Origin of the sequence: Janthinobacterium sp. LM6, from assembly GCF_002002885.1 — a bacterium.
Classification (GTDB): Bacteria; Pseudomonadota; Gammaproteobacteria; order Burkholderiales; family Burkholderiaceae_D; genus Janthinobacterium; species Janthinobacterium kumbetense.
In genome coordinates, this window is record NZ_CP019510.1 from 1,542,279 (window position 1) to 1,566,559 (window position 24,281).

General features: G+C 62.8%; 22 protein-coding genes. 12 read left to right on the top strand and 10 right to left on the bottom strand.

Annotation, left to right across the window (positions count from 1 at the left end; genetic code table 11):
• The first annotated feature begins 1 nt into the window (after position 1).
• On the top strand, positions 2 to 436 hold the full coding sequence (locus BZG29_RS06765) for an STY0301 family protein (protein ID WP_150130816.1): 435 nt from the start codon (positions 2 to 4) through the stop codon (positions 434 to 436).
• A 126-nt stretch (positions 437 to 562) separates the two neighbouring features.
• Here the strand turns inward: BZG29_RS06765 and BZG29_RS06770 are convergent, their stop codons facing one another.
• The 3 genes from BZG29_RS06770 to BZG29_RS06780 form a co-directional block, all read right to left on the bottom strand.
• Positions 563 to 2,143 carry an isocitrate lyase gene (locus BZG29_RS06770; protein ID WP_077400367.1) on the bottom strand — a complete coding sequence of 527 codons (1,581 nt, stop codon included), beginning with the start codon at positions 2,141 to 2,143 and terminating at the stop codon, positions 563 to 565.
• Between the two features lie 402 nt (positions 2,144 to 2,545).
• On the bottom strand, positions 2,546 to 3,139 hold the full coding sequence (locus BZG29_RS06775; protein WP_077400370.1) for a cysteine hydrolase family protein: 594 nt from the start codon (positions 3,137 to 3,139) through the stop codon (positions 2,546 to 2,548).
• An 84-nt stretch (positions 3,140 to 3,223) separates the two neighbouring features.
• A complete protein-coding gene (locus tag BZG29_RS06780; protein WP_077400373.1) occupies positions 3,224 to 4,528 on the bottom strand; it encodes an MFS transporter in 1,305 nt (434 codons plus the stop codon).
• Between the two features lie 152 nt (positions 4,529 to 4,680).
• Between BZG29_RS06780 and BZG29_RS06785 the strand changes: the two genes are divergently transcribed.
• Positions 4,681 to 5,397, top strand: a complete 717-nt coding sequence (locus BZG29_RS06785) for an SDR family oxidoreductase (RefSeq protein ID WP_077400375.1) — start codon at positions 4,681 to 4,683, stop codon at positions 5,395 to 5,397.
• Positions 5,398 to 5,400: 3 nt separating this feature from the next.
• Here the strand turns inward: BZG29_RS06785 and BZG29_RS06790 are convergent, their stop codons facing one another.
• The 4 genes from BZG29_RS06790 to BZG29_RS06805 are packed head-to-tail and all read right to left on the bottom strand — an operon-like array spanning position 5,401 to position 7,753.
• A complete protein-coding gene (locus BZG29_RS06790) occupies positions 5,401 to 5,919 on the bottom strand; it encodes a hypothetical protein (RefSeq protein WP_077400378.1) in 519 nt (172 codons plus the stop codon).
• Between the two features lie 51 nt (positions 5,920 to 5,970).
• Positions 5,971 to 6,702, bottom strand: coding sequence for a DUF1566 domain-containing protein (locus tag BZG29_RS28320; protein ID WP_216350355.1), 732 nt, complete (start codon positions 6,700 to 6,702; stop codon positions 5,971 to 5,973).
• A complete protein-coding gene (locus BZG29_RS06800) occupies positions 6,686 to 7,207 on the bottom strand; it encodes a DUF1993 family protein (RefSeq protein WP_077400382.1) in 522 nt (173 codons plus the stop codon). The genes BZG29_RS28320 and BZG29_RS06800 overlap by 17 nt, the downstream gene beginning before the upstream one ends.
• Before the next feature lie 51 nt (positions 7,208 to 7,258).
• Positions 7,259 to 7,753 (bottom strand): hypothetical protein, encoded by a 495-nt coding sequence (locus BZG29_RS06805; protein WP_150130817.1) that lies wholly within the window; start codon positions 7,751 to 7,753, stop codon positions 7,259 to 7,261.
• A 128-nt stretch (positions 7,754 to 7,881) separates the two neighbouring features.
• Here BZG29_RS06805 and BZG29_RS06810 point away from each other — a divergent pair, with 128 nt between their 5' ends.
• The 9 genes from BZG29_RS06810 (at position 7,882) to BZG29_RS06850 (ending at position 16,906) form a co-directional block, all read left to right on the top strand.
• On the top strand, positions 7,882 to 8,316 hold the full coding sequence (locus BZG29_RS06810) for a hypothetical protein (protein WP_150130818.1): 435 nt from the start codon (positions 7,882 to 7,884) through the stop codon (positions 8,314 to 8,316).
• A 94-nt stretch (positions 8,317 to 8,410) separates the two neighbouring features.
• On the top strand, positions 8,411 to 9,367 hold the full coding sequence (locus tag BZG29_RS06815; protein WP_077400392.1) for a bifunctional helix-turn-helix transcriptional regulator/GNAT family N-acetyltransferase: 957 nt from the start codon (positions 8,411 to 8,413) through the stop codon (positions 9,365 to 9,367).
• Positions 9,368 to 9,474: 107 nt separating this feature from the next.
• Positions 9,475 to 10,113, top strand: coding sequence for a TetR/AcrR family transcriptional regulator (locus tag BZG29_RS06820; protein WP_077400395.1), 639 nt, complete (start codon positions 9,475 to 9,477; stop codon positions 10,111 to 10,113).
• Between the two features lie 116 nt (positions 10,114 to 10,229).
• On the top strand, positions 10,230 to 11,036 hold the full coding sequence (locus BZG29_RS06825; protein WP_077400398.1) for an alpha/beta hydrolase: 807 nt from the start codon (positions 10,230 to 10,232) through the stop codon (positions 11,034 to 11,036).
• 332 nt (positions 11,037 to 11,368) lie between these two features.
• Complete coding sequence (locus BZG29_RS06830; protein WP_216350356.1) at positions 11,369 to 13,576, top strand: TonB-dependent receptor; 2,208 nt, start codon at positions 11,369 to 11,371, stop codon at positions 13,574 to 13,576.
• 124 nt (positions 13,577 to 13,700) lie between these two features.
• Positions 13,701 to 14,696, top strand: a complete 996-nt coding sequence (locus BZG29_RS06835) for a PHB depolymerase family esterase (protein ID WP_077400403.1) — start codon at positions 13,701 to 13,703, stop codon at positions 14,694 to 14,696.
• 76 nt (positions 14,697 to 14,772) lie between these two features.
• Positions 14,773 to 15,636, top strand: a complete 864-nt coding sequence (locus BZG29_RS06840) for a hypothetical protein (protein WP_077408996.1) — start codon at positions 14,773 to 14,775, stop codon at positions 15,634 to 15,636.
• Positions 15,637 to 15,770: 134 nt separating this feature from the next.
• A complete protein-coding gene (locus BZG29_RS06845; RefSeq protein WP_150130819.1) occupies positions 15,771 to 16,433 on the top strand; it encodes a hypothetical protein in 663 nt (220 codons plus the stop codon).
• Between the two features lie 38 nt (positions 16,434 to 16,471).
• Complete coding sequence (locus tag BZG29_RS06850; RefSeq protein ID WP_070257244.1) at positions 16,472 to 16,906, top strand: DUF695 domain-containing protein; 435 nt, start codon at positions 16,472 to 16,474, stop codon at positions 16,904 to 16,906.
• Here the strand turns inward: BZG29_RS06850 and bla are convergent, their stop codons facing one another.
• Positions 16,907 to 17,800: a class A beta-lactamase gene (bla, locus tag BZG29_RS06855; protein WP_077400409.1), complete on the bottom strand. Its 894-nt coding sequence runs from the start codon at positions 17,798 to 17,800 to the stop codon at positions 16,907 to 16,909.
• Positions 17,793 to 20,468: a PAS domain-containing hybrid sensor histidine kinase/response regulator gene (locus BZG29_RS06860; protein WP_171984949.1), complete on the bottom strand. Its 2,676-nt coding sequence runs from the start codon at positions 20,466 to 20,468 to the stop codon at positions 17,793 to 17,795. Before BZG29_RS06860 ends, bla begins: the two co-directional genes overlap by 8 nt.
• A gap of 508 nt (positions 20,469 to 20,976) precedes the next feature.
• On the opposite strand from BZG29_RS06860, the gene BZG29_RS06865 reads away from it, so the two are divergent.
• On the top strand, positions 20,977 to 23,202 hold the full coding sequence (locus BZG29_RS06865) for a TonB-dependent receptor (RefSeq protein ID WP_077400415.1): 2,226 nt from the start codon (positions 20,977 to 20,979) through the stop codon (positions 23,200 to 23,202).
• A gap of 194 nt (positions 23,203 to 23,396) precedes the next feature.
• Here BZG29_RS06865 and gluQRS read toward each other — a convergent pair whose 3' ends face one another.
• Positions 23,397 to 24,254 (bottom strand): tRNA glutamyl-Q(34) synthetase GluQRS, encoded by an 858-nt coding sequence (gene gluQRS / locus BZG29_RS06870; RefSeq protein WP_253192807.1) that lies wholly within the window; start codon positions 24,252 to 24,254, stop codon positions 23,397 to 23,399.
• Positions 24,255 to 24,281: the final 27 nt, after the last annotated feature.

The following is a 24,281-nucleotide window of genomic DNA, read 5'->3' on the forward strand; positions in this document are numbered from 1 at the left end:
CATGCAACATCAACGTTGGTTGACCGGCGCCGCCTGCTGCCTATTTCCTATGCTTACTCAGGCTGCGATGCCCGCCGCCCACGCTTGCCCGGAGAGCGTGCCCGAGGCGTCGATCAGCCTGAACGCCGTGCCTGCCGGCTGGACGCCGTATATCGGCAGCCCACTCTACCTCAGTGCCGCGGCGCCTATCGACGGCGTACCGGAGCGCAGGGGGCAGCTCGTGCCTGGCGGGGAGCGCAAGAAGAAAGGGCATACGATACTCAGCTACCGCCTGGAAGGCCCCTATCCAGACGGCAAGTGGCTGCAATGCAGTTACGGCGCGCATGGTGAAGTAACACTGTCGAAGAGAATGGACGACAGCGTCAGCCTTTGTGAATTCACCTACAGGAAAGGCCGCAAGGCCGGGCAGAACGACATCGATATCGATTGCCGTTAGCATCGGCGCTATCGCTTCGCGGTATGTCAATGAAGCATGAATATCCTTAAGCAAGCGGGATTGCCGTTCGGTTAACGAGAAAGCCCGCCAAAGCGGGCTTTTTCACTCTACCGTCAAACCAAAATCTCAGAACTGGTTCATCGTATTGTCTTTACCAGCCGCCTTCAGCGCCGCTTCGCCGCTGAAGTAATCCTTGTGATCGTCGCCGATGTCCGAGCCGGACATGTTTTGATGTTTCACGCAGGCGATGCCCTGGCGGATTTCCTTGCGCTGCACGCCGGCCACGTAGCCCAGCATGCCCTGGTCGCCGAAGTATTCCTTGGCCAGGTTGTCCGTCGACAAGGCGGCCGTGTGGTAGGTCGGCAGGGTGATCAGGTGGTGGAAGATGCCGGCTTCGCGGGCCGAGTCGGCCTGGAAGGTGCGGATCTTCTCGTCGGCCTGGACCGCCAGTTCCGTCTGGTCATATTCCACGCTCATCAGCTGGGCGCGGTCGTAGGCGGACACGTCCTTGCCTGCCGCTTTCATGCCGTCGAAGATTTGCTGGCGGAAGTTCAGGGTCCAGTTGAACGACGGGCTGTTGTTGTACACCAGCTTGGCGTTCGGGATGACCTTGCGGATTTCGCTGACCATGCCGCCGATTTGCGCGATATGCGGTTTTTCCGTTTCGATCCACAGCAGGTCGGCGCCGTTTTGCAGCGAGGTGATGCAGTCGAGCACGCAACGCTCTTCGCCGGAACCGGCGCGGAACTGGAACAGGTTGCTCGGCAGGCGTTTTGGACGCAGCAGCTTGCCTTCGCGCTTGATGATGACGTCGCCATTGCCCAGCGCGTCGGCCGACACTTCTTCGCAGTCGAGGAAGGAATTGTATTGGTCGCCCAGGTCGCCTGGTTCGTTGGTGACGGCGATCTGCTTGGTCAGGCCGGCGCCCAGCGAATCCGTGCGGGCGACGATGATGCCGTCATCCACGCCCAGTTCCAGGAAGGCGTAGCGGATGGCGCGGATCTTGGCCAGGAAGTCTTCGTGCGGCACCGTGACTTTACCGTCCTGGTGGCCGCATTGTTTCTCGTCGGACACCTGGTTTTCGATCTGGATGCAGCAGGCGCCCGCTTCGATGAACTGTTTTGCCAGCAAATAGGTGGCTTCGGCATTGCCGAAACCGGCGTCGATGTCGGCGATGATGGGCACGACGTGGGTGACGTGGCCGTCGATCTTGGCCTGGATCGCTTGCTTCTCAGCACCTTGGGCCGCGTCCAGCTGGCGGAACAGGCCACCCAGTTCGCGGGCATCGGCCTGGCGCAGGAAGGTGTACAGCTCGCGGATCAGGCTGGTGACGGCGGTTTTTTCATGCATCGACTGGTCCGGCAGCGGGCCGAACTCGGAGCGCAGGGCGGCGACCATCCAGCCCGACAGGTAGAGGTAGCGGCGGTCGGTGCTGTTGAAGTGTTTCTTGATGGAGATCATCTTCTGTTGACCGATGAAACCGTGCCAGCAGCCGAGGGACTGGGTGTATTTCGATGGGTCCGCATCGTAGGCGGCCATGTCGTTGCGCATGATCTTCGCCGTGTACTTGGCGATGTCCAGGCCGGTCTTGAACTTGTTCTGGGCGCGCATGCGGGCGGCGGACTCGGGATTGATGGCGTTCCATGCGCTGCCTTGTTGGTCTTTCAAACCGGCAACAGCTTTGATGTCGTCTTGATATTGGGACATGTGAATCTCCTAAAAAGAAAAGCTATGTTTGAGAAAATCGCCGAGTGCGCCACAACGTCTTGTCGAAGCAAACTGCATGACTAAATAGTAGGCCGATTCGCGTCGATGTTCAAGTCTTATATAAGACATATAACTTAAATTAAGTCTTTGTTTTTCAATGGCTTAATTATTATTTTTCATGATGCGGAATGAATTTTCAAAAAGTGAGAGCATTAATAGATGAGTCCGTTGTTCGGGATTTTGCGATGTGAAACGCCTTTTCAGAATTTGGTGCAGCGCGGCAAACCAGGGCAAAAAAAAAGCCGCCCGAAGGCGGCGCTGGCCGGTGTGTGCTTGCAGGCAATGTGCCGAGAACCCGGCGGCGATGTTTTTTCAGCGTAACTGTCGTATGCCGAACACAGCTTAGCGGACAAGGTGGTGTGCTGGCATAGGGCTAGGACCGGCCAGTGCATCGATCACCTCCGCCGTGACTACGACTTGCACATACTCGCCGTGCAAATTGGCCAACGCCATTGCATGCACCTCGTCCGCCGTTCTCGATGTGCCCGCATAATCGATGTGAGCAAACGCAAAACACGCATCGGCGACGACTTGCGTGGCAAAGCCCAGATTGCCCGCCGTGCGCGCGCTCGATTCCACGGAATTGTTGGTGCTGACGCCCACGATGACCAGCTTGCTGATGCTGCGCACGTGCAGCCAGCGTTCCAGTCCCGAGTGGATGAAGGCATCTGGCACATTTTTCTCCACGACATGCTCTTCCGGTAACGGCGCCAGCGCTGCCTGGAATTCCACGCCGGGCTGGCCGGGCCAGAAGGGCGAGCCTGGCGTTCTGGAAGTGTGGCGCACATGCACGACGGTGGCGTCCGCTGCGCGCCAGGCTTGCAGCAAGGTGGCAATCTGGTGTTCCGCAGCGGGATTGTTGCGGCTTCCGGCAGCGGGGCTGGCCATGCCTTGTTGCATGTCGATAATAATCAGGGCGGGAGTGTGGAGATGCATGCTGGCAGCCTGGAAGGGATGGCAGGCGCACCTGGCGCCTGCCTGGGGAAATAGTGCTGCAGTGATTGCCGCAGGGGCGCGAATTTAGCGCCCGACCGTCTGCCTTTGATCTTTCACAAACAGCGCCGTCAGCATGCCCACCACGCACACGCCGATCACGTAATAGGCGGGGCCCAGCACGTTGTTCTTCAGCATCAGGGTCACGACCACGGGCGTCAGGCCGCCGAAAATGGCGTACGACAAGTTGTAGGAAAACGACAGTCCCGAGAAGCGCACCTGGGCCGGGAACGCCTGCACCAGCACGTAGGGCACGGCGCCGACGACGCCGACGAACAGGCCCGTCATGGCGTACAGGGGCAGCAGCAGGTCGGGGCGGGTGCCAATCGTCGTGTAGAAGATATAGGTACTGATGGCCAGCAGCACGGAACCGGTGAAGATCACGCGCTTGCCGCCCAGGCGGTCGGCCAGCATGCCGGCGATGATGCAGCCGAAGGCCAGGCAGAGTGTTGCCACGGTATTGGCCACCAGCGTGGTGCGCGGCGCGATGTGGTGAATCTTTTGCAGCAGGGCCGGCGTCATCAGGATGACGACGACGATGCCGGCCGACAGCATCCACGTCAGCAGCATCGATACGACGACGGCGCCGCGGTGGCCGCGCAGCACGGATTTCAGGGGCATTTCCGTCGCCAGCGCCTTGCGTTGCTGCATTTCCGCAAAAACCGGGGTTTCATGCAGCCAGCGGCGCAGATACATGGCGCCAAAGCCGAAGATACCGCCCAGCAAGAACGGATAGCGCCAGGCGCCCTCGGTGATTTCTGCCGGCGTATAGACGGTATTCAATCCCGTCGCCACGAGCGAGCCGAGCAGGATGCCGACCGTCAGGCCCGCCGTCAGCACGCCGCAGGCAAAGCCCGTGAAACGGCTCGGTACGTGTTCGGACACAAACACCCAGGCGCCCGGCACTTCGCCGCCCACGGCCGCGCCCTGGAAGACGCGCATCAAGAGCAGCAGCAGCGGGGCGGCCAGGCCGATGGTGGCATACGTCGGCAGCAGGCCGATCAGCAGGGTCGGCACGGCCATCATCAGGATGGAGAGGGTAAACATGCGCTTGCGGCCCAGCAAGTCGCCGAAGTGGGCCATGACGATGCCGCCCAGCGGACGCACGACGTAGCCGGCGGCAAAGATGCCGAAGGTTTGCAGCAAACGCAGCCATTCCGGCATTTCCGGCGGGAAGAACAGCTGGCCGATGGCGTTGGCAAAGAAGACGAAGATGATGAAATCGTAGAATTCCAGCGCGCCGCCGAGGGCGGCCAGCGACAGGGTTTTATAGTCTTGCTGGGTGAGGGGACGGCTTGCGGCGTGGATGGCGGCGGTGTTGGAAGTAGGCATGTGTCTCGTTCTTGTGTGTTATCGGAGATTGCCAGATCTAGCATACGCATTTCCGCCGCGTGAGTAAATGCGGCGCGTATGGGGAGCCGCCTCAGCTGTGCTTAATACAACGCCGCTATCATCGGCGTTGACTTCATTGTAAAGGACACAGTATGCATATCATGATCGTGGGCGCCAGCCGGGGCCTGGGACGCGCGCTGGTGGACGGCTTGCTTGCTGACGGGCATGCCGTCATCGGCGTATCGCGTCAGCAACCCGCCGACTTGCCCTCCGGCCAAGGTACACAGCTGCAATGGATCGCGGCGGACCTGGCCGCACCCGCCGAGGCCGTCGAACGCATCGCGCGCGAAGCGCCGGCCATACTGGACGCGGTGATCTACAACCTGGGCATATGGGAAGAAAAGGCCTTCAGCGACGACTATGCTTTTCTCGCCGATGCGGACGATACTATCGTCGACATGGTCAATACCAACATCACGGCGACCATTCTGCTACTCAAGCGCCTGGTGCCGCGCTTGCTGGCGAGCAACAAGCCGCAGCTGATCCTCACGGGCTCGACGTCCGGCCTGCGCCAGAGCGGCCGCCCGGAAGTGACGTTCAGCGCCTCGAAATTCGCCCTGAACGGCATCGCCGATGCCTTGCGTGAAGGTTTCCGCGCACAGGGCCTGGCCGTGACGGCGCTGCAACTCGGTTATTTGAATACCTACGACGGCTTGTCCGTGCCGCTGGCGGACGCCGCCGCGCGGGGCGAAGGCGAGCTGATCCCCGTGCATGACGTCGTCGCCGTCGTGCGCATGCTGCTGAACCTGTCGAATGCCTCGTTCGTGCGCGAACTGGTGATGCCGGCGCTGCGCGATGAGCGTTTTTAGCCCTTACGCGTCCTTGCCGTAGACCTCGGACCAGCCGAGGCGCTCTTCCAGCCACTCGTCCGCTTCGGAGGAATCCATCTGCAGCAGCAGGGCGCCCAGGCGCAAGTTGCCCTTGGCCAGGGCCAGCACGGCGAACACGGATTCCAGCATGACGGGATCAAGCTGGCCTTGCAAGTCGCGCGCGGCGATGGCGGGCAGTTGCTCCCAGGCCGCCTGGTAGCTGGCGGCCAGCCACTCCGGCAGCGGCGGATTGTGCTTGCGGTGGCGTTCCAGCTCGATCAGGGCGATGAGCGCATAGAAATCCTCCTCGCGGGACTCGGCGCCGCCCAGCAGGTGGACGAGCTGGGGCACGGCCGCATACGAGGCGACGCCCACGTCGCCCTGGTGGTGCAGCTCTTCCCATAGCTCATGCCAGACGTCTTCGCCCGCCCGCATGGCCTTGAGCGCCTCGGCCGCGTCGTAGGGCATGCGGTAGCCGCCTTCCAGGGTGGGCCAGAGGGGATCGTCGAGTGATAGCAGCACGGGTTTCCTTGATGAAGCAGCTCGCTTGAGCAAACGCGCACTATACAAGCACTAAGCAAGCACCCGGCGCACGCAGCGCGCGTAGCCGTCAAACTCGCGCGCGTTCTGATAGGCGACGCCCGTGTCGAAATCCTTGCACCAGGCTTCGTCCTCGCTGTCGCCCGGTTCGCTTGACCAGTGCCAGTTGGGCCGGAATGCGTCTTTCAAGGTCGCATACAGCAAGGTCTGCTCGCGCCGATCCGGCAAGCTGTGGCCCAGGCTGGCGGCCCAGTTGGATGCGGCTTGCCAGGACTGGAATTCCAGCTCCGGCTCGTTCGGCAGCAGCAACAAGTGGTAATCGGGCGCGCCATCCCAGCCGAGGGTCAGGCCGGCATAGCGTTCGCCCGGCTGCAGGGCGACGGGCGCGTCGGCCGATGGCGCCAATGTGACCCGGCGCACGACGCAGGCGCGGCCTGAATAAGTCTTGCGATAGTTGTACTGGGTGCCGTTGTCGAAATCGTGGCTCCAGGCCATGCGGGGCAGGATGGCGTCCGCTTCCGACGACCAGTACCAGGCGTCCGGGAAGACGTGGCGCAAGTTGGCGTGGAGCAAGGCCAGCTCGCTGCGCGTCGGCAGGCAGGCGCCGCGCGCCGCGGCCCAGTCCAGCGCGGCTTGCCAGGGCAGGGCATCGGCCTCGCCGGGCAGCAGGAACAATTGATAGCCGGCGGCGCCGGCGGGGTCAGGCATGATGCCCGCGTAGCGCTCGCCGTCAATGGCGCCCTGGTCGTTATGCCTGGCGCGCATACGCAAACATATGTTGTACATACTCGGCCTTGCCGAGCGGCACGCCGTTATGGCGCAGGATGTTATACGCCGTCACCAGGTGAAAATAGAACTGCGGCGTGGCCCAGTTGAGCGCGTATTCCAGGCCCGTCATGGCGAAGCTCAAGCCGCCGGCCAGGGTGATCGACACTTGCTGCTCTGCACCCGCGTCGACCGCTGCGCGGTCCGCCGCAGCGAGCATCGCCAGCGTGTCCTCGATCAGCGTCTTGGCTTCCGTCATGCTGGCGGGCGTGGCGACCTGGGGCAGCGCTTGCTGCGTCAGCCGGCACACGGCTTCCTGCGCCTGGGTGCACGTGAATTCCACCTGCCGTGCCAGGGTGTGCATGTCGGGCGCCAGCCGCGCGTCGAGCAGATTTTGGGGAGCGAAACCCAGCGTCTGGGCGCGTTCCTCGCCTTTATTTAACAGCGTCGTCAGGGAGCGCAGCATCTGTGCAAAGCAGGGGATGGTAATGGCGTAGACCGACATTGATATTCCTCAAGTAGTGATGTTGACAGGGAGTGGAAAGGCGCCCGGCCTTTACTGATGCCCCAGTACGCCAGGGCAATGGTCGAACCAGCCATCGTCTTCTTCCGTGGCAATAAATGCCGCGATCAGCGCTTGATGCGCTGGCGGCGCGGCGGCCAGCACGGTGTTGAAGCAGGTGATGGTCGAGGCGTTGGGCGTACCGGCGCCGTTGGCGATGCCGACGAGAAAGTCGCCTGCCCAGTCGGGCAAGGTGGCGATCAGGCGCGGCAGTTCGTGCAGCAGGGCCGTGCAATACGCCGTCTCGCCGAAGCGCCAGGCGGCGCGGTTGGCCGTCTGGTAGGCGCCGTAATCGTGCTCGGCCTGCACGGATTGAAAAATGGCCAGCGCGTAGTGCGCGCCTTCCGTGCCCGTCAGCGCATCGAGCATGGCGCAGTAGCGCTGGAAGCGCCGCTGGGCCTCATCGGGCGGCGTGGAGGTATCGTCATCCTGGGCGATGTTGCCCACAATTAATAATTCGGCTTTCCAGAGGTCAAAGGCGGTTGGCATGGCTGTGACTGGCGAGAGTGGCGGCGGCCATGATTATGCCTCGTTCATCGGTATTTCAGCGTGCTGATTGAACATGCTACAGTCCGCCTTTGCCGCCAGCCCGGCGCGGCCTTGCCTGGATCAAGTTGATGCCCACCTGGACTTCCCCGCCACAACTCGTCGCCCTCGCCGCCTTTTATGCGCGGGCGCAAGCCCATCCTGAAACGATCAGTGATGCTGTCTTCCTGGAAAATGTGAAAAACGCCCACTGGCCCACAAACTGCTGGAGTTATGTGGAAGCGTCGTTCGCCATCATCGCCCCAGCCTGCCTGCTGCGTCCGCATTTGACCGCCGAGCTGATCGCCTTGCCCATAGCCGCCATGATCGCGGGCGGCCTGGAGGATGCTGGGCAAGTCATCGCGATTGGCCTGGCCTGCGCCACGCGCAGCGAACCATATGTGGCGCCCAGCGAGGAGGGCAGGCGCTGGCTGACGCAGGTGTGGCCGGGACTGGGAGAGGTCGTCGATACCGTGTTCCAGGCCAGGCTGCAGGCGGCGCTGGCCGATGACGATGATGATGAATAAGCGATGAACAAGCGATCAACAAACGCCGACGCTTGACGCCGAAAGCCTGTTTGCGTTAGGGTATACGTAACTACTTACATATATCCCGCCCAACATGTCTTCCAACCTGCAAACCTACGGCTCCCTGATGCTGGCCAGCCGCCTGCGCCGTCTTTCCGATCAACTGTATGCCGGCGTCGACACCAGCTATCTGGCGGCCGGCGTCGAACTGACGTCGCGCTGTTTCCCCTTGTTATTACTGCTGCGCGACAATGGCCCCACGTCGATCACGGCCTTGGCCGCGCAGATTGGGCAGACGCATCCGGTGGTAGTGCAACTGGGGCGCAAGCTGCTCGACGCCGGCGTGGTGGCGGAGCTGCCCGATGCCAAGGACGAGCGGCGCCGCTTGCTGGCGCTGTCCGACGCCGGTCATGCGTTGCTGCGCAGCATGGCGCCCCTGTGGGACGATGTGCGCGCGGCCGTCGATAGCGTCTTCGAGCAGGGCACGCCGCAGCTGATGGCCAGCCTGGACCGGGCCGAAGCGCGGCTGCAGGCGCAAGGCTTCGGCGAAACCATCGCTGCCTGCCGGCGCCAGCGCGAGCGGGCTGCCGTCGAAATCATCGCCTACGACGCCCAGTACGCAGCCGACTTCAAGCGCCTGAATATCGCCTGGCTGGAACGATACTTTTATGTCGAGGCGCTGGACGACAAAGTGCTGTCCGACCCGCAACGCTCTATCCTCGACGCTGGCGGGCAGATTTTCCTCGCGCGCCTCGATGGCAAGATCGTCGGCACCTGCGCCCTGATCCGTGCCGGCGATGCCAGCATCGAGCTGTCGAAGATGGCCGTCACGCCCGAATGCCAAGGCCTGGGCATCGCGCGCCGCCTGATCGAACGGGCCTTCGACGCCTTCGAGGCCAGCGGCGCGCAACTGCTGTTCCTGGAATCGAACAGCAAGCTGGCGCCCGCCATCCGCCTGTATGAAAGCAGCGGTTTTACGCACGTGGCGCGGCCGGCCGGCGACGCCCATTACCAGCGCGCCGACGTCTACATGGAGTGGCAGGGCAGGTAGCACACGCCAGGGCGCCACGCGGCGCTCCCCATCGGCCGTCTCCCGCGTTACAATACGCGCATCCATAACGGAACTTAGGTTCCACTATTTCGAGACGCCGACGCCGCATGCCTTCCTTCCCGATGCCCTTCCCGCAGTTGATCGTTCCACCCGAGCCCACCCAGGCGCGCAGCAAGCTGGCCTTCGAGCGCTTGCTGCTGGTAGGGGAACAGTTGCTGGCGGAAAACCGTTTCGATGAAATCGGCGTGGCCGACCTGGCAAAACTGGCGGAAACCTCGGTGGGCACGTTTTACCGTTTATTGGGCGACAAGGACACCTTGAGCCGCTTGCTGCTGCAGCGTTTTTTCTCCGACATGGTGGAAAAGGTCGAAACCCTGACGGAGCTGCGCCAGTGGGAAGGGCGCAGCCTGGAAGACTTCATCCGCGCCATGGTGGCCATGTTCGTGGCCGTCAACACGGGCCGGCGCGGCGTGCTGCGCGCCCTGATCACGCGCTGCTCGCAGGATGCGCAGTTCCGCGACAAGGTGCACCAGATCAACCATCTGATTTCGCAGCGCACGGTGGCCGTGCTGGCCAGCAAGTCGGCCAGCATCCGCCATCCGAATCCCACGCAGGCGATGATGGTGGTGCCGCCCGTGCTGCTGGGCATCCTGAATCAGCACGTGTTGTCGGGTTCGCTGTCCTTTTTGTCGGCGGCCGCGCTGGAAGATGAACTGGTACGTGTTGCTTTAAATTACCTGACTTGAGATATTTCGCGATTTAACTTGAAATCGGAATTCGGATTCCGTATTATGTTTTCCAACAGCAGGAAAATATATTCCTGCACCTGAACACAAAGCATGTTCAACAGCAAGGAGACAGAATGCGGCGTCACACGACATCCGATGTTCCATTGCATTATCTCGACCTCGGTCCCGGCACAGAGGCAGGGCAGGGCGATCCCGTGTTTTTGTTGCACGGCCTCGGTTCCTGCGCCGAAGACTGGCGCCCGCAAATCGACGCCCTCGGCAGCAGTCATCGCCTGATCGTGCCCGACCTGCGCGGCCATGGCGCCAGTCCGGCGCCCAACGGCGACTGGCAGATCGGCGACTTCGCCAACGACCTTTTCAATTTGATGGACCAGCTCGACGTGCCGCGTGCGCACATCGTCGGCTTTTCGCTGGGCGGCATGGTGGGCCTGGAAATGGCCAACCGCGCGCCGGGCCGGGTCGCCAGTTTGTGCCTGATCAATTCCCAACCGTTCCAGGGCAGCAAACCGACCGCGCTGCTGTTTGCCTACTGGCTGCGCCGCACGGTGATCGCCACCTTCGGCCTGAAAGCCATGGGCAAGATCATCGGCAAGAAACTGTTTCCCGATCCTGCCCAGCAAGCCCTCGTCGAGCGCTTCGCCACGCAGATGGCGGGCATGGACAAGCGCGCCTACCTGGCCGCGCTCGACGCCATCTTTCACTGGGATATCGACATCCATTTCCAGTCCCTGGCCATGCCCGTCCTGATCATGGCGGCGGACCAGGATTACACGCCCGTCGCCAGCAAGCGGGCTTTTGCCGCACAGTTTCAGCAGTGCGAGATCGAGATCATCGCGAACTCGCGCCATGCCACGCCCCTGGACCAGGCGCAGCGTGTGAATACCTTGTTGCAGTCCTTCCTTACCATAAATTCAAAATAAACAGGCCACTCGCCGCACGGGCCGGGGGCCGGGAAACAGTCATCGCAGGGTAGGTGCTCGCTAAGTAATCCTCAGGAAATTATTGTGAATTTATGACGAACAGAACCGGATGCTGTGCAAGGCGCCTGCAGCGACGCAGTGCGAGCACTGCTAGCTGCGGGCAACACCGCACAGCGCCGGTTATGGAAGTCAGAAATCACAATAATTTATTGGGGGTTACTTAGATGCGCGCGGGTACCGTTACGTCTTGCGATTCTGGAATCCGGCCGTTTTCCCTGGCGGTAAGCAAGCCTGACATTGGAGACGCTATGAAACTTGCTTTGAAACCCGCTTTGAAACCCTTATCCGCCGCCCTCGCCGTTGCCGGCGCCTTCAGTTTTTCCACCCAGGCCCTGGCGCAGGAAGCCGCCGCGTCTGCCGCCGCCAGCGTCCAGAGCGCCAGCGAAGCCAGCGATGCGAAAGAACGCATGGAAACCGTGACGGTGTCCGCCCGCCGCCGCGAAGAGCGCCTGCAGGACGTGCCGCTGGCCGTCACGGCGTTTTCCGCCAAGGCCCTGGAACGGGCGAATATCCAGAACCTGGCCGACTTGCAGGAGCGCGTGCCGAACCTGACCGTGTACGCCTCGCGCGGCACCAACACCACCCTGACGGCGTTTATCCGCGGCGTGGGCCAGGCCGACCCCGTCTGGGGCGTGGACCCGGGCGTGGGCATTTATTTTGACGACGTCTACATGGCCCGTCCGCAAGGCGCGCTGCTCGACGTGTTCGACGTGCAACGCATCGAAGTGCTGCGCGGTCCGCAAGGCACCTTGTATGGCAAGAACACCATCGGCGGCGCCATCAAATACATTTCGCGTCCGCTGGCGAAGGAAAACGGCGCTTCGGCGGAAGTGGGTCTCGGTAACTATAACCAGCGCAACTTCAAGGCCGCTTTCAACGTGGCCAACGAAAACGGCACCTGGCGCGCGCGCCTCGCGGCTGCCAAGCTGGACCGAGACGGTTTCGGCCGCAACACGTTCAATGGCGAACAGGTCAGCGATCAGGACAGCACGGCCGCGCGCCTGTCCGTCGGCTACTTTCCGCAAGACATACCTTTGACCGTCGTGCTGAGCCTGGACGCCACGGACGATAAATCGGGCGTGCGCGGCTTCCAGCGCATGGGCGTGAGCGCCTTCGACCCGCTCAAGCGTCCCGCCAGCACGGATGCGTATGACATCCAGAGCGGCATGCCGGGCAACAACTTCACGCATAACCGGGGCGGCTCGCTGGTGGCCAACTACACGCTGTCGAACGAGTGGTCCGTGAAAGTGATCGGCGCCAAGCGGCGCAGCACGTCCGAGCAAACCATCGACTTCGACGGCTTGCCGCAACCGATCGCCGACGTGTTCGGCGACTCGCGCGACGAGCAGAAGAGCCTGGAATTGCAGGCGTCCTACAGCGGCGACTACGGCGCCGGCGTGATCGGCCTGTACCGTTTCGAAGGCACGGCCGGCGGCGGCATCTACAACAATTTCCTGGGACGCCAGTTCCAGGCCGCCGTCAGCACGGTGGAGACGGACAGCACGGCGCTGTACACGGACTGGACCTGGCCCGTGGGCAAGGCGTGGAGCATCAATGCGGGCTTGCGCCACACGCGCGAGGAAAAGCGCGCCATCGTGCTCAACCGTGCTTTTGCCGACGTGGGCTTCACGCGGCCCATCCAGACGGCGGCCGATTTCGACAAGTCCTTGTCGGTCAGCAATACCTCGCCGAAATTGTCCGTGCGCTATGAAGCGTCGAAGACGACGAATTTCTACAGCAACCTGTCGCGCGGCTTCAAGTCGGGCGGCTACAACGTGCGTGCCAACAACCTGGTCGTGCCCGATTCGGCGCGCCCGTACAAGGATGAAAAACTCGACGCGCTGGAAGTGGGCATGAAGTACGCGGCGCCCGATGACACGTTCGACGCCAACGTGGCCCTGTTCTACAACCGCTACAAGGATATCCAGTTGTCCGTCTTCACCAGCTACGTGCAGCCGGGCGGTTTGCCCGGTTTCTATGGCGACTTCACGAATGCGGGCAAGGCGACAGTCAAAGGCGCCGAGTTCGAATTCTCGTGGCGGCCCAATCGCCAGTGGGAAGTCAACGGCTTCCTCGCCTTGCTCAATGCCAGCTATGACGAGTTCATGAGCGGCGGCAAGAACATTGCGGATACGCAAAAGTTCAGCAATACGCCGCGCCGGCAAGTGGGCTTGAACCTGACGCGCACGGACCGCGACGTGTTCGGCGGCGCCCTGCGCAGCATGGTCGGCTACGGCTACCGCAGCAAGGTGTATCCGACCACGGACTTGAGCGAAGTGCTGGCGCAGGGCGGCTACAGCATGTGGACGGCTGGCGTCGTGTGGGAAGCGCCGAAGAACTGGACCTTCAGCCTGCACGGCAGCAACCTGGGCAATAAACGCTACCGCACAGACGGCTACAACATTCCTGCGCTGTTCATCCTCGATGGTTTCTATGGCCCGCCGCGCCAGATCATCGCCAAGGCAGGCTACAAATTTTAAAGTTCTTCACTGCCGGGGCTGGACCCGTTGGGTCCGGCCTCGCCGGTCGGAAGTGCCGGCTTGATATGCATCAAGCCGGTTTGTTGTCGCTGTTTTCGTCCTTAATAATAATCAGGAGACTGGCATGGCACATCTGCATCAGCAACTGCGTCACTTCTTATCCGCAATCATCGCCGCCTGCGGCTTGCTGGCCGCGCTGCCGGCTTCCGCCGGGCAGTGGGACTTCGGCCTGTACGCGAGCCTGTGGGGTTCGCGCGAATACCAGGTCTGGCTGCCGAGCAACTACAATGCCAACACGCCGCTGCCCGTCGTGCTGATGCTGCACGGCTGCGGGTCCGAGCCCAACAGCATGGCCGCCGTCAGCCGCTACAACCAGCTGGCCGACAGTGAAAACTTCATCGTCGTCTATCCGCGCCAGAACGTCACGGCCAACCCGATGCGCTGCTGGAATTTCATGTTGCCGCTGAACCAGGAGCGGGGTACGGGCGAGCCGGCCGTGCTGATGGGTATCTTGAACAAGGTCAAGAGCAAGTACGCGGTGCAGGACAGCCGCGTGTATGTGACGGGCATCTCGGCCGGCGGCGCCATGGCGTCCATCATGGCTGCCTGCTACTCGGACGTGTTCGCCGCCGTGATGGTGCATTCGGGCGGCATGTACAAGGGCGCCACCGGCATGGTCACGGCCGCCGATTCCTTGTTCAACGGCAGTTCCTTCGACCCGAAAGTGCGCGGCAAGGATGCCTGGCGCTGCTCCGGTTCGCCGCGCCGGCTGATGCCGACGATGGTGTTCCACGGCACTTCCGACATCGTCGTCAACCCGATCAACGGCGAGCAAACCATCGAGCAATTCCTGCAGACCAGCGATTACGGCGACGATGGCCTCGACAATGACAGCGTGCGCTACCGTGCCGACAGCATCGTGCGCCAGACCGTGCCGTACGGCCGCAGTTACGCCATCGACACCTACCTGCACAACGGCGCCGTCATCGCGCAAAAGTACACGGTCGAGGGCATGAACCACGCGTGGAGCGGCGGCCCTCCCGGCTGGCCATTCAGCGATGAGCTGGGCCCGGACGCCACCGTGATCAGCTGGAATTTTTTCAAGAATTACCAGCGCTGATGCAGTAAGGCAATTTACAGCTTGTACAATGGGGCGCAGCGATTGCGCCCCATTTTTTATGCCTGTGAAAAATCCCATGCCTGCTTGCCGTTTGCCGTCCTGTCTTGCCGCCGTGCTGCTGTCCGCTTGCGCCAATGTCGTTCCGTCCGCGCCATCGGCTGCCTACACGCAAGCGTTCGAGCGTGCCGCCCAGCAAGACAGCATGCGCAGCGAGTGCGACTGGGACGTGCGTTATGCACCCGTCGCGCCACAGGACGCCAGCGTGGCGCAGTTGCAGGCGATCGCCACGGCGCGCCTGGCGGCCTTGCAACTGGCGCCCGCCTGGACCTTGTCCATGCCCGGCAGCGCGGCGCACGCCTTTACGGAGTCGGCGCAAGACCGTGCCGGGCTGCAATTGCTGCTCAGCATCGTCTTGCCGGCCATGGAGCGCTACCCGGCCGGCGTCTTCGCGCGCACGGGCTTGCGCCACGTCGTCTTGGTCAAGGATTTGAGCGTGGACGGCCAGCGCCGCCTGGCCATGCCGGTGCCGGAAATCGATAGCGTCGTCTACGCCGACAACCTGCTGGCCGCGATGTGTCCGTCCGGCATGGAGCTGCGCGTGCACCACGAGTACTACCACTTCATCGAATACCGGCTGTTCAACGATTTCTATTACCGCGACCCCGCCTGGCTGGCCCTGAACCCGCCCGGCACAGCCTACGGCCAGGGCGGCGCCACGGCCTACGGCAAGGGCTTCCAGAACCTGGGCCACCCGCAGCCCGGGCTGGTGAGCCTGTACGCGGCCTACGGCCCCGAGGAAGACAAGGCGGAAGTGTTCGGCTGGATGATGGCGCCGGCGTATGCGTTGCGGCTGGAGCAGTGGAGCCTGGCGGATGCGGCGCTGGCGGCCAAGCGGCAAGTCTTGCGGCAAGTGCTGGACGGCAAGTCAACTGCTGACTGAAGATCAATCCGGTTTCACCAGCTTCGGCACCTGCTAATCCCGTACGCTCCTGGTATTTCCTGGTAACTATATAATCTGCGCTTGGGCGATACCCGCCCCTGAATGTCGATTGAAGGAATGCCATGCCTGGATCCATGCCTAGATATATCGTGCGCCCCTTGGCGCTGTGTGTAGTGTCGGCTGTGTGCCTCTCTGCCGGCGCTGCCGAGGTGGTGGCGGTGGATGCGCCGCAGCGCGCGTCCTTGCTGGATTTTTATGCGCAGCAATATCCGGGCGAGCCGGCTGCGCGCACCGTGTTCGAGAGTGTGCCCGTGGTGGGTGGACGCGGCAGCGAAGTGGTGGGCAGCGTGGAAACGTCGCCCTACCGTGGTCATGGCGCGCTGTGCCGCACGCAGCGCACCAAGTTCGTGCTGCACGGCGAAGGCAAGCAGGCGCGCTGGCAGGAGGCGGGCATGGAGTATTACGCCTGGCTCGACCGTGGCACTTGCCGCGCGGTGGCCGAACCCGTGCGCATGCTGCAGCGCGTGCCCGATGCGGAACTGGAAGGCGTGTTGCTGTACCAGAAGCCGCTGCTGGAGCGGGCGCGATTATTGATGGCGGGTAACACGGCCTGCGCCCCATTGCGCGCGCTGAAGTTTGCGCTGGCGGCCGTCGACGTGGGCGCCGCCGCCCCGCGCGCCGAAGAGCGCTATGCGCTCGTGTTCAAGAGCGACCGCGACAGCTACGCCCGCGTCTGGCTGCGCAAGAGCGGCGCCCAGTATGACGCGTGGAATGTGACTTGCCCGCCAGTGCTGTAAGCTGCGCCCCTTCGATTGTTTTTTTGACTGTTGCAACCATGAACGAAAATTCCACTTCCGCCCGCAGCTGGGGCACCATCGTCACGCATAGCGACGAGATGGCCATCATCTACCGCTATGTCGACACTTTCCATGACGACTGGGACCTGTCGTCGCAGCCGGACCGCATCATCATCGCCTGGCGCTATGAGGACGAGACAGGCATGCCCGCACCGAACGAGCGCGAGCACATGGAAGAGCTGGAAGCGGCGCTGGCGCCCGTGGTGGAAGAGGAAGGTTTTGCTACGCTGGCCCTCGTATCGACGGGCGAGAACCTGCGCGAATGGATTTATTACACGCAGTCGGGCGAAGAATTCTTCAATCGCCTGAACACGGCGCTGGCGCCGCGTCCAAAGTTCCCGATTGAAATCCGCAGCGCGGCCGACCCCGCCTGGTCCACGTATGCAGGCTTCATGGCTGCGCTGCCGAAGTAATTACGTCAATGCGGCCGTCACGATGCGCGTGGCGGCCGTGATGATGTCCTGGTTCGTGTCGGCTTTTTTCTGTTCGCGCGTGTAGTACACGGCGATGATCAGCGGCGCGCCGCTGGCCGGGTAGGCCACGCCGATGTCGTTGACGCTGCCGTAGGCGCCCGAGCCCGTTTTATCCGCCACCTGCCAGCCGGCAGGCACGCCGGCGCGGATGCGCTTGTCGCCCGTCGTGTTGCCGCGCATCCAGGTGTCCAGTTGCTGGCGCTGCGCTGCCGGCAAGCTATTTCCCAATAACAATTGCTGCAAGCTGTGCGCCATGGATGCGGGGCTGGCCGTGTCGCGCACTTCGCCGGGGATGGCGCTATTCAATTCCGTTTCCCAGCGTTCCAGCTGGAATACCGTATTGCCGATGCTGCGCGCAAATGCCGTCACGGCTTGCGGTCCGCCTAGTATTGTCATCAAGAAATTAGCCGCGCTATTGTCGCTGTACTGCAAGGTGGCGGCGCACAGCTCGGCCACGTTCATGCCGTCGGCCAGATGCTTTTCCGTGATGGGCGAATACGTGACCAGTTCCTTTTTCTCGTAACGCACGTGCTGGTCCAGCAAGCCCGGCTGGCTGACGCTGCGCGCCAGCACGGCGCCCGCCAGCATGGCCTTGAAGGTGCTGGCCAGGGGAAAACGTTCGTCGGCGCGGTAGGCCACGCGCAGTTCGCTGCCCTGGCGCCAGGCGGCAACGCCGAGGCGTCCGCCTGCGGCCTGTTCCAGCGCGGCCAGTTGCGTCTGGGCGGCGGCGATGCCGGTGGCGGGCGCGGCAAACAGCAGCGGTGTCGGGCACAGCAGGGCAGCGCCGCCGGCCAGCAGGAGGTGGCGGCGGACGTGGTTCAGGGATTCAGTCATGGTCGGTCAGTGTTGTTGGAGTGGAAAGGGCGGCCAGCAGTTCGCCGATGGCGAGCAGATTGGCCGGTTTGGTCAGATGGTGGTCGAAGCCGGCCGCGCTCGACTGGCTGCGGTCGTTTTCGGCGCCCCAGCCCGTCAAGGCAACGAGCACGACGCTGGCGCCGGCCGGTATCCGGCGCAACGCGCGCGCCACTTCGTAGCCGTTCATGCCGGGCAAGCCGATGTCGAGAAAGATGACGTCTGGCAAGAATTGCGGCGCCACGGCCAGTGCTTGCGCGCCGTCGTGGGCCACTTGCGTGGCATGGCCCATCATGTCGAGCACGGCGGCGAGGGTATCGGCCGCATCGACATTGTCGTCGACCACAAGTATGCGGAAATGGCGGCCGCTGGCGGCGGGGGCGAGCGCGTCCGGTGCGGCGGGGGCTTGGGCTTCCTCCTTCAGCAGCGGCAGGCGTACGGTAAACGTGCTGCCCAGGCCGGCGCCGTGACTGGCCGCCGTGGCGCTGCCGCCATGCAACTCGGCCAGGCGCCGCACCAGCGACAGGCCGATGCCCAGGCCGCCTTGCGCGCGGCCCATGTTTTGTCCCACCTGGGTGAACATGTCGAAGACGGTCGCGATCGACTCGGTGGGGATGCCCACGCCGCTATCCTTGACCTCGATCAATGCCTCGTTGCCGTCGCGCCGCGCGCGCAAACTGATGTGGCCGCCGGCGGGCGTGTACTTGGCGGCGTTGTTGAGCAAATTGCCCAGCACTTGCGCCAGCCGCGTGGGGTCGGCCTCGAGCGGCAGCGCTAGTTCATCGAGTTGCACCTGCAATTGATGGCGGCTGGCCTCGATCAGCGGCATGCTCGTTTCCACGGCGCTGGCGATGATGGTTTTCAAGTCCGCGCGTTCCAGCTTGAGTTCGATCTGCCCCCGCGTGATGCGTGCCACGTCCAGTAAATCATTGACCAGATGCACCATCTGATTGACTTGCCGTTCCATCACGTCGCGAACTCTTGCCACGGTGGCGGGCTTGTCGGCGGCCAGGCGCATGATCTGCAAGCCGTTGCGGATCGGTGCCAGCGGGTTGCGCAGTTCGTGCGCCAGCGTGGCGAGGAATTCCGTCTTGCGCCGGTCCATTTCGGACAGGTTGTCGGCCAGCTGGCGCAACTGCTGCTCAGAACGCTTGCGCTCGCTGATGTCGCTGAACAGCACCGTCAGCAGGCGGCTGCCGGGGCCGCCCAGGCGCGCGGCGAAGACTTCGAACCAGCGCTCCATGGCCACGGCTTCGTTTTCGTAGCGCACGGGCTCGCCGGTCTTGACGACCTGGTCGTACAGGTCGAACCAGTGCTGGTCGTGGTCGGGCACGAAGCTGCGGATGGTCTTGCCGATGGCATTGTCGAGGCCCGATTGCTTGACGAAGGCGGCGTTGCCTTCCAGGTAGCGGAAGTCCACGGGGCGGCCTTGCTCGTCGTACAGCATTTCGATGACGCAAAAGGCCTGGTCCATCAGCTCGATCAGGGTGCGGTAGCGTTCCTCGCTGCGCCGCAGCGCATCTTCCACCTGTTTCTGGCGCGTGATGTCGAGCAGGACGCCGGGAAATTGCAAGGGCGTGCCATCGGGTGCGTATTCCGCGCGGCCCCGCGCGATGACCGAGCGGTACTGGCCATCGCCGGCAGCGACGCGGTAGCTGGCCTCGAATGGCGCGTGTGCGTGCAGCGCCTGGGCAATCCGCGCGCTGACTTGTTCGCGGTCAGCGGGATGGATGATGTCCAGGTAGCGCGCCAGCGGCGCCGCCGTGGCCGCATCGGCATTGACGGGGAACAAGCGTGCCAAATTGCTGTCGGCCGTGACCCGGTCGGCCACGATGTCCCAGTTCCAGGTGGCCACTTCGCCGGCCGCCAGGGTCAGGCGCAGGGTTTCCTCGTTTTGCTTGCTGGTCGTCAGGTCGAGCGAGATGCCGGACAGGCCGATCACGTTGCCGGCGCCATCGCTGGCGCAGGTGCCGCGCATGTGCGCCCAGTGCAGCGAACCGTCGGGCCAGCGCACGCGGATGTCGATTTCGAAATCGCTGGCGCTGGCGATGGCCGCGTGCACCACCGTCTGCCAGTGCTGCAGGTCGCCGTCGAGCATGGCGCCCGTCAGTTGCGCGTAATCGATGCGGCTGGCAGGCGGCAGGCCCAGATTGGCCTTGAAGGCGTCGGAGGCGGCCATGCTGCCGCTGCCCAGGTCGATTTCCCACGTGCCCATGCGGCCGCCCTGCATGGCCAGGCGCAGCCGCTGTTCCGTCTGCCGCTGCTGCGTCACGTCGCAATGCGATCCCAGCCATTCAACGATGCTGCCGTCGGGCGCCAGCACGGGCAGCATGCGCACGAGCATGTTGCGGTAGGCGCCGCTGACGTGGCGCAGCCGGTATTCCGCTTCGAACACGCTGGTCAGATGCGATGGCATGACATAAGGCAAGTTGCGGTCGTCCGGATGCAGGGCATTGACCCAGCCGCGGCCCAGCAGTTCGGCTTCGGTCTGGCCCGTGAAGGCGCGCCAGGACGGCTGGTCGGCATCGAACTGGCCGAAGGTTTTCGTGCTCCAGACGATGTCGCAATGGGCGCTCAGCAGCAGATGCGCCGCCTGGGCGGCGACGGTGGAGGACGGGACGGCGTTGCTGGGCTGGCTGGGTTCTGGCATGGAGGCTATCGACGATGGTGCAGGGGGCCGCCGCCGCACTGGAATGGGGCGGCCTGGCAACTTCATTCTGGCGATATTACAACTATTTTTACCCTCGGGGCTGTCTCGCAGGGCAGCAATTCCGCTTTCGGCTGGCCAGGCAAAAAGGTGCGTCACGCGGCATGGCATTGGAAGAAATAGCAAGGCGAGCACGCTATTGTGGCTGAATAACCACTAGTCTGGCCTTTATGTTGATGAATGAATATTTTACATAACAATATTCTTGCAGCGCATAAGGCGCTTGAATTAAATTGGCGCCTTACTTAAAAGTTGGTGTTCATCAGACATCCCGGAGATGCGGCCAGAACCGCTGTCAGCTTGGACGACAGCCAGGGCAGAGCCAGTGACGCCGAGAGCGGAGAAACATCCGCTCGCGCTGTTGCACCGAAATGGTGCAAACGATCATCCAGCGCCGTACATAACCCGGAGACAGGTTTCGCAATTCTTTTTTAAACTTCTGGGAAACAACATGATCAAGATGTCCAAGATGCACAAGCGTTTGTGCGCCAAAAGCGCTGCTATGCTGGCACTGTCCGCTGCCTTGCCTATCGGCTCGGCTTATGCTGATGAAGTCGCTGCTGATACGACCCCTGCCGCCAGCCAGCTGGAAACCGTGACCGTGACGGCGCAGCGCCGCAAGGAAAATATCCGCGACGTGCCCGTCTCCGTGTCGCTGCTGCGCGACGAGAAGCTCGACGTGCTGGTATCGGGCGGGCAAGACATTCGCGTGCTGGCCGGCAAAGTGCCGAGCCTGAACGTGGAATCGTCGAATGGCCGCACCTTCCCCCGCTTCTACATCCGCGGCTACGGCAATACCGACTTCAACATCTTTGCATCGCAACCTGTTTCCCTGATTTACGACGATGTCGTGCAAGAAAATCCCATCCTCAAGGGCTATCCGATTTTCGACGTGGCTGGCGTGGAAGTGCTGCGCGGCCCGCAAGGCACCTTATTCGGCCGCAATACGCCTGCCGGCGTGGTCAAGTTCGAATCCGTCAAGCCGAAGCTGGACAAGGTTGAAGGCTATTACAACGTTTCCGCCGCCACGCACAACACGACCAATTTCGACGGCGCCGTCAACGTGCCGCTGAGCAAAGAATGGGCCATGCGTGTCTCGACCTTGCGTCAGCACCGCGACGACTACGTCGACAACACGTTTACGGGCCAGAAAAACGCGCTGGACGGCTACAACGAACACGCCGAACGCGTGCAATTGATGTATGCGCCGAACGGCACGTTCAACGCCTTGTTCAACGTGCATCAGCGCAGCACCACGGGCAGCGCGCGCGTGTTCTTCGCCAACGCCATCAAGCTTGGCACGAATGACTTGGCCGACGGTTTCGATCCGACCAAATCCTACACCGATGCCCTGAACTTCCAGGAGCTGCGCACCAATGGCGCCAGCGCCCGCCTGAGCTGGGAACTCGACGGCGTCAAGCTGTACTCGATCACCGGTTTCGAACGCGTGGGCAAGTATGTGTCGCATGGCGACATCGACGGTGGCGCACCAGGCATGGTGCCAGCGATTCCATTCCCGGTGGAAACCGCTGGCGGCATCAGCAGCGTGAAACAATACTCACAGGAGTTCCGCGCCGAATCGAAAAATGCCGGTCCGCTCAATTGGCAGGCTGGCGTGTACTACTTCAACGAAGATGCCAACGGCTATACGGATAACTTCGGCGGTAGCGACCATGCGCTCGTTTCGCACCTGGCCAGCCGCCAGAAAAACACGGCCTGGGCCACCTTCGGTTCCGTCAACTATGCCGTCAACGATGACTTCATGCTGCGTGCCGGCTTGCGCTACACCAAGGACAAGAAGGATTTCAACACGGTCGAAGCGGACCGCGTGAAGCAAATCTCCCCCACCAGCGCCGATGTCAGCAAGGCCAAGGTCAACTGGGATCTGAGCGGCACCTACAAGTACAACAAGGACGTGAACTTCTACGGCCGTATCGCCACCGGTTTCCGCGCGCCAAGTATCGCCCCGGCCAGCAAGGATGTGTCTGTGACCGTGGCCGATGCGGAAACCATCACCTCGTTCGAAGCGGGCATCAAGGCCGACCTGTTCGAGCGCCGCGCCCGCGTTGCTTTCAGCCTGTACAACTACCAGGTGAAAAACCAGCAACTGACGGTCGTGGGCGGCACCTCGAACGTGACGCGTCTGATCAATGCAGCCAAGACGAATGGCCGTGGCGCGGAACTGGAACTGGAAGGTTTTGTCACGCCTAGCCTGAAGATGTCCCTGGGCGGCAGCTACAACTTCACGGAAATCAAGGATCCATCCCTGTCGGTGGCCACCTGCCGCAGCTGCACCGTGACCGATCCGAAAAACACCGCCGGCTTCGCCATCATCAATGGCAACCCTCTGCCGCAAGCGCCGAAGTGGACGATCACCGCCACGGGCCGTTATTCGATCCCGATGGAAAACGGCGAATTCTTCGTCTTCACGGACTGGGCTTACCGCAGCAAGATCAATTTCTTCCTGTATGAATCCACCGAGTTCACCGGCAAGCCGATGGTCGAAGGCGGCTTGCGCGTGGGTTACACCTGGGATGCCGGCAAGTATGAAGTGGCCGCGTTTGGCCGCAACATCACCGACACCCAGCGTATCACGGGCGCCATCGACTTCAACAACCGCACGGGCTTCATCAATGAGCCGCGTCAATTTGGCGTGCAATTTAAAGGCAACTTCTAAGAACACATAAGCAAACCTACTGCGCGTCGTGATTTGCGGCCTGCGATGCTCACTGTGCTAAAGCACAGCTGCGCTTCTCGGCCGCAACTCACCGCCGCTCGCTACGGTTTTCTTAAGTGTTCGGTTCCAGGCGCCGGCAATGTGCTGGCGCCTGCATTGCTACCCGCCGACGGCTCGCGCCGCGGCGGGTTTTTTTATGCGTGGTCGTGAAGGCGCGCCAGCCGCTGCGCCCAGGCGGGCACGGCTTGCCGCCAGAAGTCTTCCACGTCGTCGGCGCGCACGTCGAGACCGAGGAAGCGGGCAGCCGGCAGCAGCGCCGACGCCAGCAGTTCTGCCGCACCGGTGCCCGTGTCGAAGGCGAGGGCGCCCGTCTGCTTCGACAGTTTCTCGCCGCTGTCATTGGTGACGACGGGCACGTGCAAAAAGCCGGGATGGGGCAAGCCCAGCACATCCTGCAGATACAGCTGGCGCGGCGTGGAATCGAGCAAGTCCGCTCCGCGCACCACCTGCGTGACGCCCTGTGCGCCATCGTCGACCACCACGGCCAGCTGATACGCCCAAAAGCCGTCGCCGCGCAGTACGATGAAGTCGCCCACCTCGCTGGCAAGGTCTTGCCGCTGCGGACCAGCCCAGCGGTCCGTAAAAGAGTACACCGCATCGGCTCCCTGCGGCACGCGCAGCCGCCAGGCCCGCGCCGCCTTGCCCGGCATCAAGCCATGGCGGCAGGTGCCCGGATACACGGCGACGCCCCCCTTGGGCGCGCCCGCCTGCAGCACCGAATCCTGGATCTCCTTGCGCGAACAGCCGCACGCATACACGAGCCCATCGTCCTGCAACTGTTTCAGCGCCGCCTCGTACAGCGGCAGCCGCCGGCTCTGCCACGTCGCCTCGCCATCCCAGTGCATGCCGCAGCGCTGCAGGCTGGCCAGGATACCCAGATCGGCGCCCTCGACATTGCGGTCATAGTCCAGGTCTTCGATGCGCAGCAACCACGTGCCGCGATGCACCTTGGCATCGAGATAACTGGCCATGGCGGCAACAAGCGAGCCCATGTGCAGGGGACCGGAGGGGGAGGGGGC

What these genes read in the sequence shown, in the direction of transcription:
- BZG29_RS06765 (WP_150130816.1), top strand. Translation starts at nt 2, where the DNA reads ATGCAACATCAACGTTGGTTGACCGGCGCCGCCTGCTGCCTATTTCCT.
- BZG29_RS06770 (WP_077400367.1), bottom strand. Translation starts at nt 2,143, where the DNA reads ATGTCCCAATATCAAGACGACATCAAAGCTGTTGCCGGTTTGAAAGAC.
- BZG29_RS06775 (WP_077400370.1), bottom strand. Translation starts at nt 3,139, where the DNA reads ATGCATCTCCACACTCCCGCCCTGATTATTATCGACATGCAACAAGGC.
- BZG29_RS06780 (WP_077400373.1), bottom strand. Translation starts at nt 4,528, where the DNA reads ATGCCTACTTCCAACACCGCCGCCATCCACGCCGCAAGCCGTCCCCTC.
- BZG29_RS06785 (WP_077400375.1), top strand. Translation starts at nt 4,681, where the DNA reads ATGCATATCATGATCGTGGGCGCCAGCCGGGGCCTGGGACGCGCGCTG.
- BZG29_RS28320 (WP_216350355.1), bottom strand. Translation starts at nt 6,702, where the DNA reads ATGCGCGCCAGGCATAACGACCAGGGCGCCATTGACGGCGAGCGCTAC.
- BZG29_RS06800 (WP_077400382.1), bottom strand. Translation starts at nt 7,207, where the DNA reads ATGTCGGTCTACGCCATTACCATCCCCTGCTTTGCACAGATGCTGCGC.
- BZG29_RS06805 (WP_150130817.1), bottom strand. Translation starts at nt 7,753, where the DNA reads ATGCCAACCGCCTTTGACCTCTGGAAAGCCGAATTATTAATTGTGGGC.
- BZG29_RS06810 (WP_150130818.1), top strand. Translation starts at nt 7,882, where the DNA reads ATGCCCACCTGGACTTCCCCGCCACAACTCGTCGCCCTCGCCGCCTTT.
- BZG29_RS06815 (WP_077400392.1), top strand. Translation starts at nt 8,411, where the DNA reads ATGTCTTCCAACCTGCAAACCTACGGCTCCCTGATGCTGGCCAGCCGC.
- BZG29_RS06820 (WP_077400395.1), top strand. Translation starts at nt 9,475, where the DNA reads ATGCCTTCCTTCCCGATGCCCTTCCCGCAGTTGATCGTTCCACCCGAG.
- BZG29_RS06825 (WP_077400398.1), top strand. Translation starts at nt 10,230, where the DNA reads ATGCGGCGTCACACGACATCCGATGTTCCATTGCATTATCTCGACCTC.
- BZG29_RS06835 (WP_077400403.1), top strand. Translation starts at nt 13,701, where the DNA reads ATGGCACATCTGCATCAGCAACTGCGTCACTTCTTATCCGCAATCATC.
- BZG29_RS06840 (WP_077408996.1), top strand. Translation starts at nt 14,773, where the DNA reads ATGCCTGCTTGCCGTTTGCCGTCCTGTCTTGCCGCCGTGCTGCTGTCC.
- BZG29_RS06845 (WP_150130819.1), top strand. Translation starts at nt 15,771, where the DNA reads ATGCCTAGATATATCGTGCGCCCCTTGGCGCTGTGTGTAGTGTCGGCT.
- BZG29_RS06850 (WP_070257244.1), top strand. Translation starts at nt 16,472, where the DNA reads ATGAACGAAAATTCCACTTCCGCCCGCAGCTGGGGCACCATCGTCACG.
- bla (WP_077400409.1), bottom strand. Translation starts at nt 17,800, where the DNA reads ATGACTGAATCCCTGAACCACGTCCGCCGCCACCTCCTGCTGGCCGGC.
- BZG29_RS06860 (WP_171984949.1), bottom strand. Translation starts at nt 20,468, where the DNA reads ATGCCAGAACCCAGCCAGCCCAGCAACGCCGTCCCGTCCTCCACCGTC.
- BZG29_RS06865 (WP_077400415.1), top strand. Translation starts at nt 20,977, where the DNA reads ATGATCAAGATGTCCAAGATGCACAAGCGTTTGTGCGCCAAAAGCGCT.
- gluQRS (WP_253192807.1), bottom strand. Translation starts at nt 24,254, where the DNA reads ATGGGCTCGCTTGTTGCCGCCATGGCCAGTTATCTCGATGCCAAGGTG.